At 31.4% G+C, this 16,151-nt stretch carries 18 protein-coding genes and 1 tRNA gene; 11 read left to right on the top strand and 8 right to left on the bottom strand.

Annotation, left to right across the window (positions count from 1 at the left end; translation table 11 throughout):
• Positions 1 to 4 precede the first annotated feature (4 nt).
• Together clpP and tig are read right to left on the bottom strand one after the other, a co-directional pair.
• Positions 5 to 595, bottom strand: a complete 591-nt coding sequence (gene clpP, locus L8X24_RS06220) for an ATP-dependent Clp endopeptidase proteolytic subunit ClpP (protein ID WP_087699173.1) — start codon at positions 593 to 595, stop codon at positions 5 to 7.
• The gene (tig, locus tag L8X24_RS06215; RefSeq protein WP_039619387.1) at positions 595 to 1,914 is read right to left on the bottom strand and encodes a trigger factor; all 1,320 of its coding nucleotides are present in this window, start codon (positions 1,912 to 1,914) and stop codon (positions 595 to 597) included. The genes clpP and tig overlap by 1 nt, the downstream gene beginning before the upstream one ends.
• A 109-nt stretch (positions 1,915 to 2,023) precedes the next feature.
• Here tig and folE point away from each other — a divergent pair, with 109 nt between their 5' ends.
• The 11 genes from folE to L8X24_RS06160 all read left to right on the top strand — a co-directional run bounded on the left by folE (position 2,024) and on the right by L8X24_RS06160 (position 11,187).
• Positions 2,024 to 2,596, top strand: coding sequence for a GTP cyclohydrolase I FolE (folE, locus tag L8X24_RS06210; RefSeq protein ID WP_012662169.1), 573 nt, complete (start codon positions 2,024 to 2,026; stop codon positions 2,594 to 2,596).
• Positions 2,596 to 3,906, top strand: a complete 1,311-nt coding sequence (gene fliI / locus L8X24_RS06205) for a flagellar protein export ATPase FliI (protein WP_263664076.1) — start codon at positions 2,596 to 2,598, stop codon at positions 3,904 to 3,906. The genes folE and fliI overlap by 1 nt, the downstream gene beginning before the upstream one ends.
• Positions 3,907 to 3,959: 53 nt before the next feature.
• Positions 3,960 to 4,448, top strand: a complete 489-nt coding sequence (locus L8X24_RS06200; protein ID WP_263664075.1) for a hypothetical protein — start codon at positions 3,960 to 3,962, stop codon at positions 4,446 to 4,448.
• A 53-nt stretch (positions 4,449 to 4,501) separates the two neighbouring features.
• A complete protein-coding gene (locus tag L8X24_RS06195) occupies positions 4,502 to 4,681 on the top strand; it encodes a putative motility protein (RefSeq protein WP_039619394.1) in 180 nt (59 codons plus the stop codon).
• A gap of 76 nt (positions 4,682 to 4,757) precedes the next feature.
• Positions 4,758 to 5,903: a hypothetical protein gene (locus L8X24_RS06190; RefSeq protein ID WP_263664092.1), complete on the top strand. Its 1,146-nt coding sequence runs from the start codon at positions 4,758 to 4,760 to the stop codon at positions 5,901 to 5,903.
• 122 nt (positions 5,904 to 6,025) lie between these two features.
• A complete protein-coding gene (locus tag L8X24_RS06185) occupies positions 6,026 to 7,204 on the top strand; it encodes a NifS family cysteine desulfurase (RefSeq protein ID WP_263664073.1) in 1,179 nt (392 codons plus the stop codon).
• Positions 7,205 to 7,214: 10 nt separating this feature from the next.
• Positions 7,215 to 8,186: an iron-sulfur cluster assembly scaffold protein gene (locus L8X24_RS06180; RefSeq protein ID WP_087685319.1), complete on the top strand. Its 972-nt coding sequence runs from the start codon at positions 7,215 to 7,217 to the stop codon at positions 8,184 to 8,186.
• Positions 8,187 to 8,267: 81 nt separating this feature from the next.
• Positions 8,268 to 9,428, top strand: a complete 1,161-nt coding sequence (gene nhaA, locus L8X24_RS06175) for a Na+/H+ antiporter NhaA (protein ID WP_263664068.1) — start codon at positions 8,268 to 8,270, stop codon at positions 9,426 to 9,428.
• Positions 9,425 to 10,579: a Na+/H+ antiporter NhaA gene (gene nhaA, locus L8X24_RS06170; RefSeq protein WP_263664066.1), complete on the top strand. Its 1,155-nt coding sequence runs from the start codon at positions 9,425 to 9,427 to the stop codon at positions 10,577 to 10,579. Before nhaA (L8X24_RS06175) ends, nhaA (L8X24_RS06170) begins: the two co-directional genes overlap by 4 nt.
• Positions 10,580 to 10,634: 55 nt before the next feature.
• A tRNA-Glu gene (locus L8X24_RS06165) sits at positions 10,635 to 10,709 on the top strand.
• A 64-nt stretch (positions 10,710 to 10,773) separates the two neighbouring features.
• Positions 10,774 to 11,187: a GNAT family N-acetyltransferase gene (locus tag L8X24_RS06160; RefSeq protein ID WP_263664065.1), complete on the top strand. Its 414-nt coding sequence runs from the start codon at positions 10,774 to 10,776 to the stop codon at positions 11,185 to 11,187.
• 18 nt (positions 11,188 to 11,205) lie between these two features.
• Here L8X24_RS06160 and L8X24_RS06155 read toward each other — a convergent pair whose 3' ends face one another.
• The 6 genes from L8X24_RS06155 to L8X24_RS06130 are packed head-to-tail and all read right to left on the bottom strand — an operon-like array spanning position 11,206 to position 16,110.
• On the bottom strand, positions 11,206 to 11,832 hold the full coding sequence (locus L8X24_RS06155) for a trimeric intracellular cation channel family protein (protein ID WP_039629140.1): 627 nt from the start codon (positions 11,830 to 11,832) through the stop codon (positions 11,206 to 11,208).
• A 34-nt stretch (positions 11,833 to 11,866) separates the two neighbouring features.
• Positions 11,867 to 12,910 carry a Cj0069 family protein gene (locus tag L8X24_RS06150; protein WP_039619407.1) on the bottom strand — a complete coding sequence of 348 codons (1,044 nt, stop codon included), beginning with the start codon at positions 12,908 to 12,910 and terminating at the stop codon, positions 11,867 to 11,869.
• Between the two features lie 54 nt (positions 12,911 to 12,964).
• Positions 12,965 to 14,053: a chorismate synthase gene (aroC, locus tag L8X24_RS06145; protein ID WP_263664063.1), complete on the bottom strand. Its 1,089-nt coding sequence runs from the start codon at positions 14,051 to 14,053 to the stop codon at positions 12,965 to 12,967.
• Positions 14,050 to 14,718, bottom strand: coding sequence for a ribonuclease III (gene rnc / locus L8X24_RS06140; RefSeq protein WP_263664061.1), 669 nt, complete (start codon positions 14,716 to 14,718; stop codon positions 14,050 to 14,052). The genes aroC and rnc overlap by 4 nt, the downstream gene beginning before the upstream one ends.
• Positions 14,711 to 15,151 (bottom strand): ribonuclease HI, encoded by a 441-nt coding sequence (gene rnhA, locus L8X24_RS06135; RefSeq protein ID WP_263664059.1) that lies wholly within the window; start codon positions 15,149 to 15,151, stop codon positions 14,711 to 14,713. The genes rnc and rnhA overlap by 8 nt, the downstream gene beginning before the upstream one ends.
• Entirely contained in the window at positions 15,148 to 16,110 is a 963-nt protein-coding gene (locus tag L8X24_RS06130) for a hypothetical protein (RefSeq protein ID WP_263664058.1), read from the bottom strand. Before L8X24_RS06130 ends, rnhA begins: the two co-directional genes overlap by 4 nt.
• Positions 16,111 to 16,151 lie beyond the last annotated feature (41 nt).

Below are 16,151 nucleotides of genomic sequence, written 5' to 3'. Positions count from 1 at the left end.
TTCCTTATTTAAAACTTTTTTCCAAAACCTTATCGATTAAGCCATATTCCTTAGCTTCTACAGCACTCATAAAAAAGTCTCTATCAGTGTCTTTTTCTATTTTAGAGAGTTTTTGTTTGGTGTTTTTAGCCAAAATATCATTTAAAATCGCTTTTAATCTTAGAATTTCTTTTGCTTGAATTTCTATATCAGTTGCTTGCCCTCTTGCACCACCTAGTGGTTGATGGATCATAATTCTTGAATTTGGCAGAGCAAATCTTTTCCCTGGAGCACCACAACTAAGCAAAAATGCACCCATTGAAGCAGCTTGACCAATACAAATAGTACTTACATCAGCTTTAATATAATTCATCGTATCATAAATACTAAATCCACTGGTTACAACCCCACCTGGTGAGTTAATATAAAGATAAATATCTTTTTGAGGATCTTCAGCCTCTAAAAACAAAAGCTGAGCTACAATAGAAGCAGCAAGATCATCATTGATCTCGCCACTTAGCATGATAATTCTATCTTTTAAAAGTCTTGAATAAATATCATAACTTCTTTCGCCCCTGCTTGTTTTTTCAACCACATAAGGTATGTATGAGCTCATTATTTTTCACTTTCTTTTTCAGTTTTCTTTTTGTCATTTTTTTTGAAAATATCAGCAAAAAGTTTTTCTTCGATTAAAGACATTTTAATAGCAGGCAATGCACCTTGTTTTTTGTAATTATCTAAATGTTCTTGCGGGTTAAAACCATATCTATAAGCTTCAAAATAAATCGCTTGGATTAATTCTTGATCGCTTACTGTAACATTTCTAAGTTTTGCTAGCTCGTCTATAATGAAAGTTAATTTTACGCTTTTTTGTGCATCTTCTTTAAAACTTTCTCTTTTTTCTTTATATTTAGCCTCATCTTTAAATTCTTTTAATTCTTCTTCGCTTAAAGTTCTCAAAGAGCTTCTAAATTGCATATCTGTTTCTTGCTCTACTATATTTCTTGGTAAAACAAAGTCAAACTTAGCTACCAAAGCTTCTGCAAATTGATTTTTAAGCTCATCATTGATAAGTTTAAAGATTTTTTCATTTTTTAGTTGTTCTTTTAATTTTGCATCTAATTTTTCAACACTTGGTTCTTTTTCTTCAGGTAACAAGCTTTTTAAAAGCTCTTCATTTAACTCAGGTAATTTAAGTTCTTGAATTTCGTGAATTTTTACTTTAAATACCGCATCTTTTCCTGCTAAATGCGCTGCGCCATATTCTTTTGGAAAAGTTACATTAATATCTTTTTCCTCACCTGCTTTTAAACCAATCATACCTTCTTCAAATCCTGGTATGAATTGTTTTGAACCAATTTCTAAAACATAATTTTGAGCTTTTCCACCATCAAAAGCTTTACCATCAACAAAACCTTCAAAATCAAATTTAGCAAAATCGCCTTCTTTTAAAGCTCTTGCTTCTTTAATCGCTTCAGGAGTAGCAAATCTTTTTAATAATTCTTCTTTTTTTGCATCAATTTCTTTTTGAGTTACTTTTGGTGTATTATAAGTTGGAATTAGTTCTTCATATCCATCTAATTTTACTTCTGGTCTAAAAGATAATACCATTTGAGCCTCAATAGCACCATCTTTTCTATCAAATTTTTCAAAATATGGCTCACCTACTAAATCTTTAGCCTCTTTTTTAACTTCTTTTAAAGCACCATCTACAGCATTTCTTAAAAGATCTTGCTCCGCATCTCTTGTAAGCTCTTTTTCATATCTTTTAAGTATAGCAGCAACAGGAACTTTTCCTGCTCTAAAACCATCCATTTTCATAGTTTTAGATGCTTTTTTAGCTAATTTTTCAACTTCTGCTTTAATAGCTCCTTGAGCAATTTTCACAGTAGCATTTGCATTTGCAAAATCAATTAGTTTTGCTGTAACTTCCATAATATTTTCCCTTTTTAAATAAAATTTTTTGATAATATACCAAAATTTTCCTTATCACTTTATATAAAAATAAAAATATGTTAAAATTTTAATTTTTGATGGAGAAAAAATGCAAGAAAAATTTGAACAATCAGTAAAAAATATGTTAGAGATTATTGGGGAAAATCCACAAAGAGAAGGACTTTTAAAAACTCCTACTAGAGTTTTTAAGGCTTTTGAATTTTTAAATAGCGGTTATAAACAAGATCCAAAACAAATACTAAATGATGCTTTATTTGAAAGTTCAAACAACGAAATGGTTTTAGTAAGAGATATAGAATTTTATAGTCTTTGTGAACATCATCTTTTGCCTTTTTTTGGGCGCGTGCATGTTGCGTATATACCAGATAAAAAAGTCGTAGGACTTAGTAAAATTCCACGCCTTGTAGAAGTTTTTGCAAGACGCTTACAAATTCAAGAACAACTCACAGAACAAATCGCAGAAGCTTTAATGGAACATGTAGGTGCAAAAGGCGTTGGGGTGGTTATTGAAGCAAGACATATGTGTGTTGAAATGCGTGGAGTACAAAAGGCAAATTCTACTACTAGTACTTCAGCATTAAGAGGTAGCTTTTTAAAAAGTGAAAAAACAAGAAAAGAATTTTTTACCTTAATTAACTCAGCAAAACAGGTTAGATTTTAATGGGTTTAGAAAAACTTCGTAGCAAAATTGCTTCACAAAATCTTGTTAGTGTTTTTGGACAAATTACTAAAATTTCAAGTACTAGTATAGAAATAAATGGCTTAAAAACTAGCATAGGTGATATTATTAAAATAGTTTCTAGTGAAGATGAGAGTAAAGAAGCTATGGCTATGGTAGTAGAAGTAGATGAGAATTTAAGTTATTTAAGTCCTTTTGGTTTTGTGGAAGGTTTTAAAATAGGCGATCGTGCTTTTATTAATGATGCGGGTATGCAAATAGGAGTTAGTGATGAACTTTTAGGAAGGGTGGTTGATCCTTTTATGCGACCAAAAGATGGTAAAGGACCTATTGAGGCAAGTAAATTTATGCCTATTATGCGTGCACCTATTGATGCAATGAAACGAGGTTTGATAGAGGAAGTCTTTCCAGTAGGAGTTAAAACAATAGATGCGCTTTTAACTTGTGGGGTAGGACAAAAGCTTGGGATTTTTGCAGGAAGTGGGGTTGGTAAATCAACCCTTATGGGCATGATAGTAAAAAATTCCAAAGCTCCCATTAAAGTCATAGCTTTAATCGGTGAGCGCGGTAGAGAAATTCCTGAATTTATACAAAAAAATCTTGGTGGTAAACTTGATGATACTGTCATCATCGTTGCAACAAGTGATGATAGTGCGCTGATGAGAAAATACGGAGCATTTTGCGCTATGAGTGTGGCTGAGTATTTTAAAGAACAAGGCAAAGATGTGTTATTTATCATGGATAGTGTAACGCGTTTTGCTATGGCTCAAAGAGAAATAGGCCTAGCTCTAGGTGAACCACCTACGACAAAAGGCTATCCACCAAGCGTTTTAAGTCTTTTACCTCAGCTTATGGAGCGCGCAGGAAAAGAAGAAGGTAAAGGCACTATAACAGCTTTTTTTACCGTGTTAGTTGATGGAGATGATATGAGTGATCCAATAGCTGATCAAAGTAGATCCATCCTAGATGGGCATATAGTGCTTAGTCGCGAACTTACTGACTTTGGAATTTATCCACCTATAAATATACAAAATTCAGCCTCAAGGATTATGGGTGATATTATTAGTGATGAACACAAACTAGCTGCTAGAAAATTTAAACGTTTAAATTCTTTGCTTAAAGAAAATGAGGTTTTACTTAGAATTGGTGCTTATCAAAAAGGCACTGATAAAGAACTTGATCAGGCTATCGCTAAAAAAGACTTTATGCAACAATTTCTTAGTCAAAATCCTGAAGAAAGTTTTGAATTTGAAGATACTATCAATATGCTAAAAATGATTGATACACAATAATTGGAATGATTTTTGCTTTTTCATGATAAAAAGTCATGAAAAAAGGATGGATCATGTCAAATATAGCTTTTTTAGATCATCAACAAAGCTTGGGTTTAAAATACACCGATATTTGTCAAAATATCTTTGAAAGAGAAATTTTTACACATATGTTTTTAGAGTGTATAAGCTATCTTTTATTAGAAAATAAAGCTAAATTAAAATACTTAAAAATTATTAATTCAAAAGAAGAATTTATCGTTGAATTTAAAATCAACAATCAAAAAAAATCATTTATTATCAATGATAAAAAAATACTAAATGCAGAATTTAGCGCAAAAAGAATAACTCAAGATGAGTATGAAAGAGAAATCGCTAGAATTTATCAAATAGAAAGATATTTAAAAACACAAAGCAATCTTCAAAATTTTTCTAGCGAAATTAACACTACCATGAAAAATCTTTTTAAAGATATGGATGAGTTTAAAAACTATATCGATATGCTTGAAGCAAAAGAAAACACTCACAATCACTACTTATCAAAAATTTATAATATAGCTTAATATTAACCAAACTTTGCCGATAATATTACTAATCCAAACAAAAGGAGTATGTTATGGGCGAAGTTACTAACAACCAAGCAAGTTTAATGCTTAACATTGCAACTACTATGATGAAAAAAACCATAGAAGCCAATGAAAATGCAGTAATGCAAGTACTTGAAGGCGTAAATGCAAACCCTGCTCCAACTACTACTCCTAGCACTAGTTCAGGATTGCTTGACATTTACGCTTAATTTTTCTCTTCGATTCAAAAATTTTGGCATAGCTTTTGCTTTTTAAGGCTAAGCAATATTTTTGAAGAGAAGAGTTATGTTTGTAAATTCTAATGTCAATCCGTATCAGAATTTTGCAAATTATCCTTTTGCAAAGACTGGACACGCGGAAGAAAAAAAAGAAAATACCAATATTAAAAGTGATTTACTTGATATAAAAGGTTCTAATTTAGATTATGAAGTAAGCTATGCAAGCGAGTTTGGTTTTAGAATCAATGAGCAAGGTTTTTTTGAAAAAGATCTTAATAAAACGGCTGCTTTGCCTCTTGATTATGATATTAATATAAAAAGTATAAGAGAAATTTCAAAACAACTTATAAAGCTTGATGAAAATTTAAACTATAACAAAATAGACTTGCCAAGACTTTTAAACACTTATCACAATACGCTAAAAACCATCAATCATGAATTTCAAAAAAATGATAATAGTTTTTTAAGTAAAGCGCAAATTTCAGAATTAAATCAAGGTTATAGCTATACTTATGAAGGAAAAATTTTAAAAGTTTATGAAAATGCCAAAAGTTTACAAAATGCAAAAGAAGCAAATAAAAATCTAAATACCTTAATGCTTGATAACAAAATAGGAGACTTTGCATTCAATGCGAGCATTGAAAACACGGCTAGTAATCCTATCATAAGACCTTATCTAAACCGACAAGGCGAAGTTTCTAAAAGTGGATTATTGCTTAATTATATTTATCATGATTTAAAAGAACAAAATAATCAAAAGGCTAATTTCTTTTTAACTCCTATTGAGTTAGATATGTCTTCTAATGTAAATTTTCAAAAACTCATGAGAGGTCAAATGAGCATGCAAGATTATCTAAGTGAAAACAATAAAGAAAAAATGAGTTTTGATTTATATTTATATATCAATGGAGTAGATAAAAACAACACCACAGAAGATAAACTTTCAGTTTTCTTTCAACAATACATTAACTATCAACACAGTATCAACATGCAAGAATTTGCTAATTCAAGTTCTATTTATAGTCTTTATAGTGAGCAAATTAGCAAAGATTTTGAAGCTTTAAAAAAAGAGTTTAATCAAAATGATTCTAATATAGACCTTGAAAAAATTAATACTCAAAAAGAACTTTTAGACACTCAATTTTTAGAAAATCGCAAAAGACAAGCAAGCATTAATAAAATTTTACACTCATATTTAAATGCAATGGCTTAACTTGTGCTAAAATAATAAAAAATTTTACACAAGTGAAATCCATTTAGTTTAATGTTAAATTTAACATTTTAGTGTATATTAACAAAAAAGATAAAAATTATCCTAATTAAAGGAGTGTAATTTTGAAAGTATATTTAGACAATAATGCAACAACACAACTTGCACCAGAAGCTTATGAGCTTATGAAACCTTTTTTAAAAGAACATTATGGTAATCCAAACAGCCTTCATCAATGGGGTAGTGCAACTCACCCTGCTTTAAAAGAAGCTATGGATAAACTTTATGCAGGACTTGGGGCAAGCGATTTAGATGACATCATTATCACTTCCTGTGCCACAGAGAGTATCAACTGGGTATTAAAAGGTGTGTATTTTGATAGAATTTTAAATAGCGATAAAAATGAAGTAATTATTTCTAGTGTAGAACATCCTGCAGTAGCAGCTAGTGCTATGTTTTTAAAATCTTTAGGAGTAAAAGTCATAGAACTTGGCGTTGATCATGAGGGTGTTTCTAGTGTAAAAGATCTAAAAGAAGCTATTTCAGATAAAACTGCCCTAGTAAGCATTATGTGGGCAAATAATGAAACTGGTATGATTTTTCCTATAGAAGAAATGGCTCAAATTGCTCATGAATATGGAGCATTATTTCATACTGATGCAACTCAAGCTGTTGGGAAAATCAAGGTTAATTTTGCAAAAGCTGGGGTTGATTTTGCTTCATTTTCTGCACATAAATTCCATGGTCCAAAAGGTGTAGGTGGACTTTATATTAAAAAAGATATAGAATTAACTCCGCTTTTACATGGTGGTGAGCATATGGGTGGCAGAAGAAGCGGAACTTTAAATGTACCATATATTATAGCAATGGCAGAAGCTTTAAGAATTGCAAATACTATGCTTGATTTTGAAAACTCACACATTAGAAGATTAAGAGATAAATTAGAAGATTTAATTTTAGCTATGCCTGATACAAGTGTAGTTGGAGATAGATCAAGAAGGGTTCCTAATACCATCTTAGCAAGCATTAAAGGCGTAGAAGGCGAGGCTATGCTTTGGGATTTAAACAAAAATGGTATAGCAGCAAGCACCGGTTCAGCCTGTGCTAGCGAAGCACTTGAGAGCAATCCTATCATGGAGGCAATTGGCGCTGAAAACGATTTAGCTCATACTGCCCTAAGACTTTCTTTATCAAGATTTAACACAGAAGATGAAATTGATTATGCAGCAGAGCAAATAAAAAAAGCAACGCAAAGACTTAGAGCAATCTCAAGTACTTATGCATATAAGCCTGAAAATATTTAAAGGATAAAAAATGGCAAAGAATAATTTAATTGGCGGATCAATTTGGGATGAGTATTCTCAAAAAGTACAAGATAGAATGAATAACCCTCAACATATGGGCGAATTCACACAAGAAGATGCACAAAAAGCAAATGCAAAACTTATTGTTGCAGATTTTGGAGCTGAAAGCTGTGGCGATGCGGTTAGGCTTTATTGGTTGGTAGATGAAAAAACTGATAAAATCATTGATGCTAAATTTAAAAGCTTTGGCTGTGGTACAGCGATAGCAAGTAGTGATACTATGGTTGATCTTTGTATAGGTAAAACCGTAGATGAGGCTGTAAAAATTACAAATTTAGATGTTGAATTTGCTATGAGAGATAACCCTGAAACCCCTGCAGTTCCACCGCAAAAAATGCACTGCTCAGTTATGGCTTATGATGTTATCAAACAAGCTGCAGCGCATTATAAAGGTGTTAATCCCGAAGACTTTGAAGATCAAATCATAGTTTGTGAGTGTGCTAGGGTAAGCCTTGGAACTATCAAAGAAGTAATCAAACTAAATGATTTACATACAGTAGAAGAAATCACACAATTTACTAAAGCAGGTGCTTTTTGTAAATCTTGTGTTAAGCCTGGAGGACATGAGAAAAAAGATTATTATCTTGTAGATATTTTAGCTGAAACTAGAGCTGAAATGGAAAGAGAAAAGCTAAAAGATCAAAGTAAAACAGATATTGCTTTTGATGATATGACCATGGTTAAACAACTAAAAGCAGTAGAAGCTGTTTTAGATAGCGATGTGCGTCCTATGCTACACGGTGATGGTGGAGATTTAGAAGTAATTGATATCCAAAAAAGTGACAATAAAAATATAGATATATATATACGTTATCTTGGAGCATGTAGCGGCTGTTCAAGCGGGAGTGGTGCAACTTTATATGCTATAGAAAATATCTTACAAGAAGAACTTAGTCCAAATATACGCGTTATACCTGTTTAAGCAGTTTTTCTGCTTAAACTTTAAATTTCAAGCCTTTTTATGTTAAAATAACACGTTAATAAAAATTTAAAAAGGCTATTTATGCAAAGACTTCAAACCTTTGTTAAAAGTGAAACTTTTCCTGGTGTTTTACTAATATTTTTTACCGTACTTGCACTCATTTTACAAAATAGTTCTTTAACGGATCAATATACTAACTTTTTAAATATTCCTTTTGGCTTTCAAGCTGGAAGTTTAGAAATTTTCAAACCTTTACTTTTATGGATTAATGATGGACTTATTGCAATCTTTTTCTTTGCCATAGGACTTGAATTAAAATATGAAGTAACAAGAGGACAACTCAATAGTATAAAGGCTATGTCTTTACCTGTATTTGCTGCACTTGGCGGTATGATAGTGCCTGCTTTGATTTTTGCGTTTTTTAACTATAAGGATCCTTTTGCTTTGCAAGGTTGGGCTATACCAACGGCTACTGATGTAGCTTTTGCGGTTGGTATTTTAATGCTTTTAGGCAAAAGAGTACCTACTTCTTTAAAATTATTCTTACTTTCTTTAGCTATTTTTGATGATTTAGGCGCGATTATTGTGATTGCTTTATTTTATACAAGCGAACTTTCAGTTTTTGCTATGATTGCTGCTTTAGTGTGTATTCTAGCGCTTTATTTGTTAAATCACTTCCATGTTACTAAAAAATCTTTTTATATCATCATAGCTATAGTATTTTGGATAAGCATGTTAAAAAGTGGGGTGCATGCAACTTTGGCAGGTGTGATTACTGCTTTATTTATACCACTTCAAACAAAAAGCGGTGAGTCTTTTTTAAAAGAAATAGAACATGACTTAGCACCTTGGGTGAGTTATTTCATCTTGCCTATTTTTGCTTTTGCAAATGCGGGAGTTGATTTAAAAGATATGGATCCAAGTTTTATGTTTTCTTCGGTTAGCTTAGGCATTATTTTAGGATTATTTTTAGGAAAACAAATTGGGGTATTTTTATTTTCATATATTAGTATAAAACTAGGACTAGCAAAACTTCCACAAAATGTTAATTTCAAACAACTCTATGGGGTTTGCATACTCACAGGTATAGGTTTTACTATGAGCTTTTTTATAGACGGCCTAGCTTATCAAAATAGTGATATTTTTGCATATTCAGACAAACTTGCAATTTTAGTAGCTTCATTATTAAGCGCTATAGTTGGATATGCTTACTTAAAACTTATTTATAGTTTTAAAAAATGAAATTGAAAAGTTTCCAAAACTTTTTATCACTTGAAATTTTAGGAGGATTGTTGCTTTTATTAGCAACGATCTTTGCCTTGCTACTTAAAAATAGTCCTTATGGGCAACATTATATGGACTTTTTAAGTGTAGAAATGGGTGTAAAAGTAGGTGCTTGGGAACTTTTTAAACCTTCTTTATTGTGGATTAATGATGGCCTTATTGCAATCTTTTTCTTTGCCATAGGACTTGAATTAAAAAAAGAATTTGTTCAAGGAGAGTTTAAAACTCTTAGCAATATTACCCTACCCTTAATAGCTGCTATAGGCGGTATAGTTGTACCTGCTTTGATATTTTGTGCTATCAATTTTAATGATGCTTATGTTTTAAAAGGTTGGGCTATACCTACTGCAACTGATACCGCATTTGCTCTAGTTATACTTGCAATGCTAAAGCAACGCATACCAAGTTCTTTAAAAATATTCTTAGTATCTTTAGCGATTTTTGATGATGTAGGAGCTATTTTAATCATTGCCATTTTTTATACAGGAGAGCTTTCTACTTTAGCTTTTTTTGTTGCCTTTTGCTGTATTGTGGGTTTGTTTTTACTTAATCGTTTGGGCAATGAAAGAAAATCATTTTATTATATACTTGGAGCATTACTTTGGCTTAGTGTATTAAAAAGTGGAGTACATGCAACTTTAGCAGGTATCATCACGGCTTTATTTATTCCTGTGCATACAAAAAATAACCATGCTTTATTAGAAGAAATCGAGCATGGTTTAAAATTTTGGATAGCTTTTATAATACTGCCACTTTTTGCTTTTGCTAACGCAGGGGTTGATCTTTCAAAAATTGAAGCACATATGCTATTTAGTGGTGTAAGCGTAGGAATTTTCTTAGGCTTATTTGTTGGAAAACAACTCGGTGTATTTGGCTTTGCTTATATGGCAATTAAATTTAAACTTGCAAAACTGCCAAAAGATGCTAATTTTAAACAACTCTATGGAGTTTGCATACTCACAGGTATAGGTTTTACTATGAGCTTTTTTATAGACGCCCTTGCCTATGAAGTAAGTGATATATTTAATTTTGTAGATAATTTTGCTATTTTACTAGCTTCCTTGGCTTCAGGTGTATTTGGCTATTTTTATCTGCGTTTTGTAAAATAATTAAGCTTTTTTTAAATTAAATAAGATATAATTTCATTTCTTAATTTAATGTTTTGGCCCATTCGTCTAGCGGTTAGGACATCGCCCTTTCACGGCGGTAACACGAGTTCGAGTCTCGTATGGGTCACCACTTTTTAACTTCTAAATACAAAAATTGATTATGAATTCTGACATTCCATAGAGAGGTTTCATTTGTGCATATAATAAATATATCAGACAAAAAAGATCTATCAATAAAGGCTTCTAAATGGTTTTCTGAAAAATGGGGTATAGATGAAAAAATTTATTTTGAAAGCATAGAAAGTAGCTTTAACAGTCAAACTATTCCTCAATGGTATTTAGTTTTAGATAAAAACTCTATTATAGCTGGAGTTATACAAAATGATTTTCACAACAGAAAAGATTTGAAGCCAAATTTATGTGCTTTATATATTGAAGAAAATTACAGAGGAAACAAATTAACTAATCAATTATTAAAATTTATAAAAAATGATTTGAAAACAAAAAATATAAATAAATTTTACCTACTGACAGAACTTGCAGGGTTTATGAAAAATATGGTGGAATTTTTATTGAAAATATTATGGATAATGAAGCTTGCTCTTTAAGAGTTTATAAGATAGAATTTAACTTTCTTTATTTTCTCCATCTTTAAAAGAAAATATAGGCAAACTTAAACCATAATATATCGCCAAAAGTCTTGCTATGGTTCCTACAATCAATGAAGCAAGAATTACCCATAACTCATCTACGCCCAAAATATACAATATATAATACAAAGCCCCTGTTAATATAGCAACACCCGCATAAATTTCTTTTTGAAATACAAGTGGTATCCTAGCACACAATATATCTCTTAATATCCCACCAAACACACCAGTAATAACAGCTGAACTCACAGCCACTATAAAACCATATCCCATTTGTATTGCAATTTGTGCACCTAAAACACTAAAAACAACCAAACCTATAGCATCTAAAATCAAAAAAAGTTTTTCAAGCCTTATAACATATTTAGCAATTTTTGTTGTAATCATAGCTGCAACACAAATTAAAATCACATACTCAGGAGTTTTAATCCAAGTTAGCGGATGATGATCAAGTAAAATATCTCTAATCGAACCTCCACCAATAGCTGTTACCAAAGCTATAAATATCACTCCAAAAAGATCCATTTTATGTCTTCCTGCAGCAATAGCTCCTGTCATCGCATCAACAGTAATTCCGATAATGTAAAGTATAGTTAAAAGCATAATGAGTTTTAAAAAACCCTTGTTAAAACAAGGGTTAATTTTTACTTACGATATCAATGATATTTTGAGCTACTTTTTTAGCAATAGGCTCAACAAATTCAGCAGGAGAAGTAAATCCTACGCAAGAGCAATTAATCTCACCTAAAACATATTTATCTTTACCATTTTCATCTGTATCTAAGATAAAATCAGCAGTCCAAATCAAAGGAATATCATAATTTCCAAGTTTTGAACGAATTTCAGGTAAGGTTGCTAAAAACCAATCAACCAATCCTTGCCAATCTTTTGGTTCATCATATCTATATTTTGCACCTGAAAAAAGTGTAGCAGAAAATGCATCAGCACCTTCTGCAGGTTTTTTATGCACCACATAAATTGGAGTATGATAAAGCATTAAAATTCTAATCTCACCTTCTTTAATACGCGGTAAGAAAGTCATATCTACAAGCATACCATTATCACCTATAATGTATTGCTCACAAAAGTCCATAAACTCACCAAGCTCTCTTTCTTCTGTGTGATTATCTTTTGCTTCTGTGCATTTGATTTTTGCATTTAATGGCACGCTCACAGCCCCTGCTGGTAGCTCATCTATCAATCTCACACGCCAAATTCCCTCACCTGTTGAACCACGATTTTGTTTTAAAACCCTCTCACCCTTTGCTAAAGTTTTTGGGAAACTTTCTTTAAAAGTTTTGATATCATAATACGCATAAGTATCTTCAGGTACTAAAGCTGTTTTATTAAGCTTAGTAAGTGCATCTTTAGCGCCATATCCTATCATCGCATCAGGATGAGGCATACCTATAACTCCATTTGCACAAAGTTTTCTAAGCATATCAAAATACTCATTTTCTTCTTTTAAATTTCCAGGGTTGATTCTAGAAACATAAGCATCGGCATTGTTTTTTACATATTCATAAATTTCATCTTTTTTTTCTACTTCAAAAAAGATAACCTCAGCATTCCAACCTTGTTCTTTTAAGGCATTTACCATAGGCATAGTATCTTTTCTATGGCCATCTTCACCTTTATCGCTACCACCTCTAACTTCAAAAAACACAATATTTTTTTTCATATTTCTCCCTTTTTAAAGATATTTTATCATCATATCTAAATAAGTATTAAATTTTTATTTGTTTTTTCCATAAACTCGTTGTAAATTTTGCAAATTTGAGCTTGCATTTAAAAGCAAAGCATCAGCCATGCAAATTGCTACCATAGCATTTACCACAACACTGCCTCTTATACCCACACAAGGATCATGTCTGCCTTTTAACTCATGTATAACATTTTCTCCTTGAGTATTTTGCGTTTGTTGGGGTAAAAATATAGAAGGAGTTGGCTTAAAATATGTTTTTATATCGATAAAGTCCCCATTAGAAATTCCGCCTAAGATCCCACCGCTATGATTGCTTAAAAATACCCCATCTTTTAGTTCATCATTATTTTGACTTCCATATATATAACTACTTTGAAAACCACTTCCTATTTCTATAGCCTTAACCGCATTTACTCCCATAATTGCATGAGCAAGTTTAGAATCAAGCTTATCATACAAAGGCTCGCCTAAGCCTTTGATAGGGTTTTTCACTCTAGTAAAAACTCTAGCACCTATGCTGTTTTTTGCCTTTTTAGCTTTTAAAATTTCATCTTTAAAACTTTGCTCTAAATTTTTATCTAAAGCATAAACTTCACTATTTTTAGCATAATCAAAATCAAACTCATCATTACTAAGTTTGCTATCAATATTTCCTATTCCAAAAACCCCGCTCATTATCTCTATATCAAATTCTTTTAAAAGCATTTGTGCCACAGCACCTGCTGCTGCTCTTGCTACACTTTCTCTAGCACTAGCTCTTCCACCGCCTCTATAATCTCTAATGCCATATTTATGATAATAAGTAAAATCAGCATGTGCAGGACGAAATACATCTTTTTCATAATCTTTTGAGCGTGTATTTTCATTATACACCAAAACACTTATAGGAGTTCCTGTTGTATAACCCTCAAAAACCCCACTTAAAACTTGAGCTTTATCTTCTTCTTTTCTAGGAGTGCTAAATTTATTTTGACCTGGCTTTCTTTTATCTAGCATTTCTTGTAAAAAATCAAAATCAAACTTCACCCCTGCTGGCATACCATCTATTATACAACCTATAGCTTGACCATGAGATTCGCCAAAGCTTGTAAATTTAAATCTTACTCCAAAGCTATTCATAGTTTTCCTAATTTCTCAAGTGCGATTTTAGCACATTGTTGTTGGGCTTCTTTTTTACTACCTGCTATAGATCTTGCTACTTCTATGCCTTGAATTTTTACTGCGATTTCAAATTGCTTTTTATGATCAGGCCCAAAAGCTTTTACCACTACATACTCAGGCGTGCCTGCCATATTTGCTTGTGTAATTTCTTGAAGTCTTGTTTTATAGTCTTTAAACAAACTTTGTGTGTCAATATGCGGATAAACTTCATTAAGCAAATTTAATGCTATATTTTTAGTTTTTTCAAAACCTATTTCTAAATACAAAGCCCCCATTAGTGCTTCAAAAGCATCAGAAAGTATGGAAGGTTTATTGCGTCCATCGTTATTTTCTTCTGCAATAGACATAAAAATACATGCTCCAAGATCAAGTTTTTGCGCTAAAGTTGCAAAAGATTTTTCATTCACCAAAGCTGCTCTAAGTTTAGAAAGATTTCCTTCTGAGTCTTTTTGAAATTTAAAAAACAAAAACTCCCCTACCACTAAATCCATCACAGCATCACCCAAAAACTCTAATCTTTCGTTATTATAAGGCTTTTTGTAACTTTTATGCGTCAAAGCTTCAATGAGCAATTGCTCATTTTTAAAATGATAATTTAATCTTTCTTGGAGTTTTTTAAGCATTTATCGACCTTTCTTCTTGGAGCTTTAAGGCTGCATTTCTTGCTAGCTCATCGCAACGCTCATTTAGTTCATGACCATTGTGTGCTTTGATCCAAAAAGCAGTTATTTTATGATCTTTAGCTATATTTAAATACTCTTTCCAAAGATCAATATTTTTTTTACCCTTAAAATCTTTTTTTACCCAACCTTCAAGCCATTCATTAATACTTTGTACCATTAAATTTGAATCTGTGTATAACTTTACCTCACATGGCTCTTTTAAAGCTTTTAAAGCCTCTATAATAGCCATTAATTCCATGCGGTTGTTTGTTGTATTCTCACACGCTCCGCTTTGTTCTTTTTGATGATTTTTATAAGTTAAAACATAAGCCCACCCTCCAAAGCCAGGGTTGTTTAAACACGAGCCGTCTGTATAAATTTCAATATTTTTCAAGCTTTTACCTCATAATAAATCTCGCATTTTCCAAATTCATAACAAAATGGACAATGATAAAAAAACAAAGGACTTTGATTTTTACAATTATTACACACATAAGTAAAGCTAAGATTTGCACTTAGCTTATTATCGTTTAAAATTTTTAAAATTTTTAGTTTATGATTTTTGATAGGAATAGCTTTTGTGCTTAAATTTTTTGCATAAAAAAACTCATGGTATTTTTCATCTTCAAGATTAAGCGGACTTTTGCATTCATTAAGCAAATCAATGACATTTTCAAATTGAGGCATTTGAGTAAGTTTATCTTTATAATGCAAAAAGCAAAGTCTTAAAATATACTCATTATCCTTGCTCAAAGCTAAAATTTCTTTTAGTTTTTGTTCTTGCTCTTTAGAACTTACTTGAATTTTAAAAGCCTTTATCAAGGCTTTTTCTGCATATATATTTTCTCCTAGCTCAAACAAACACTCTAAAACATCTAAAACCTTGTCATAATCTTTGAGTTTTAAATAAACAATTTTTAAAAGTTTTAAGCTTTCTTTATTGCGTGCTTTAATTTTTAAGGCATTTAACAAAGCTTCTACACTACGCTCTAAAAATCCTGCTTTTAAATAAACTTGTGCTAGTGAAAAAAAGATAAATTCTTTTTGGCTTGCTTCATTTGCTTTTTGCAAAGCTATGAGATAAATCCCCACAGCTTTTTCAAATTCACCACTTTTGGTAAAAATTTGAGCTAAGAAATTTAAATTTTCTATGCTTAAATTGGCATTTTTTAAAATTTGTTGGTGTGTGGAATTAATTTCAAATTTTTTTACAAAACGATCAAGTTTGCTTTTTTGGTCTTTACTTGCAACAATACGCCATATATAATGTGAGCTAGCTATGATAAAAACCAAAGCAGTTAAAACAATAAGACCAAATAAAGGATCGCGGTATTCTACAAAGAAAAAATCCATAACCTTGCAACTTAATTTTCAAATTTATAACAATTATAGCT

The sequence above is a fragment of the Campylobacter sp. CNRCH_2015_0814 genome (assembly GCF_025772765.1).
GTDB lineage: Bacteria > Campylobacterota > Campylobacteria > Campylobacterales > Campylobacteraceae > Campylobacter_D.
Note: the sequence above shows the minus strand (reverse complement) of the source record. Positions and strands in the feature narration are given on the sequence as shown.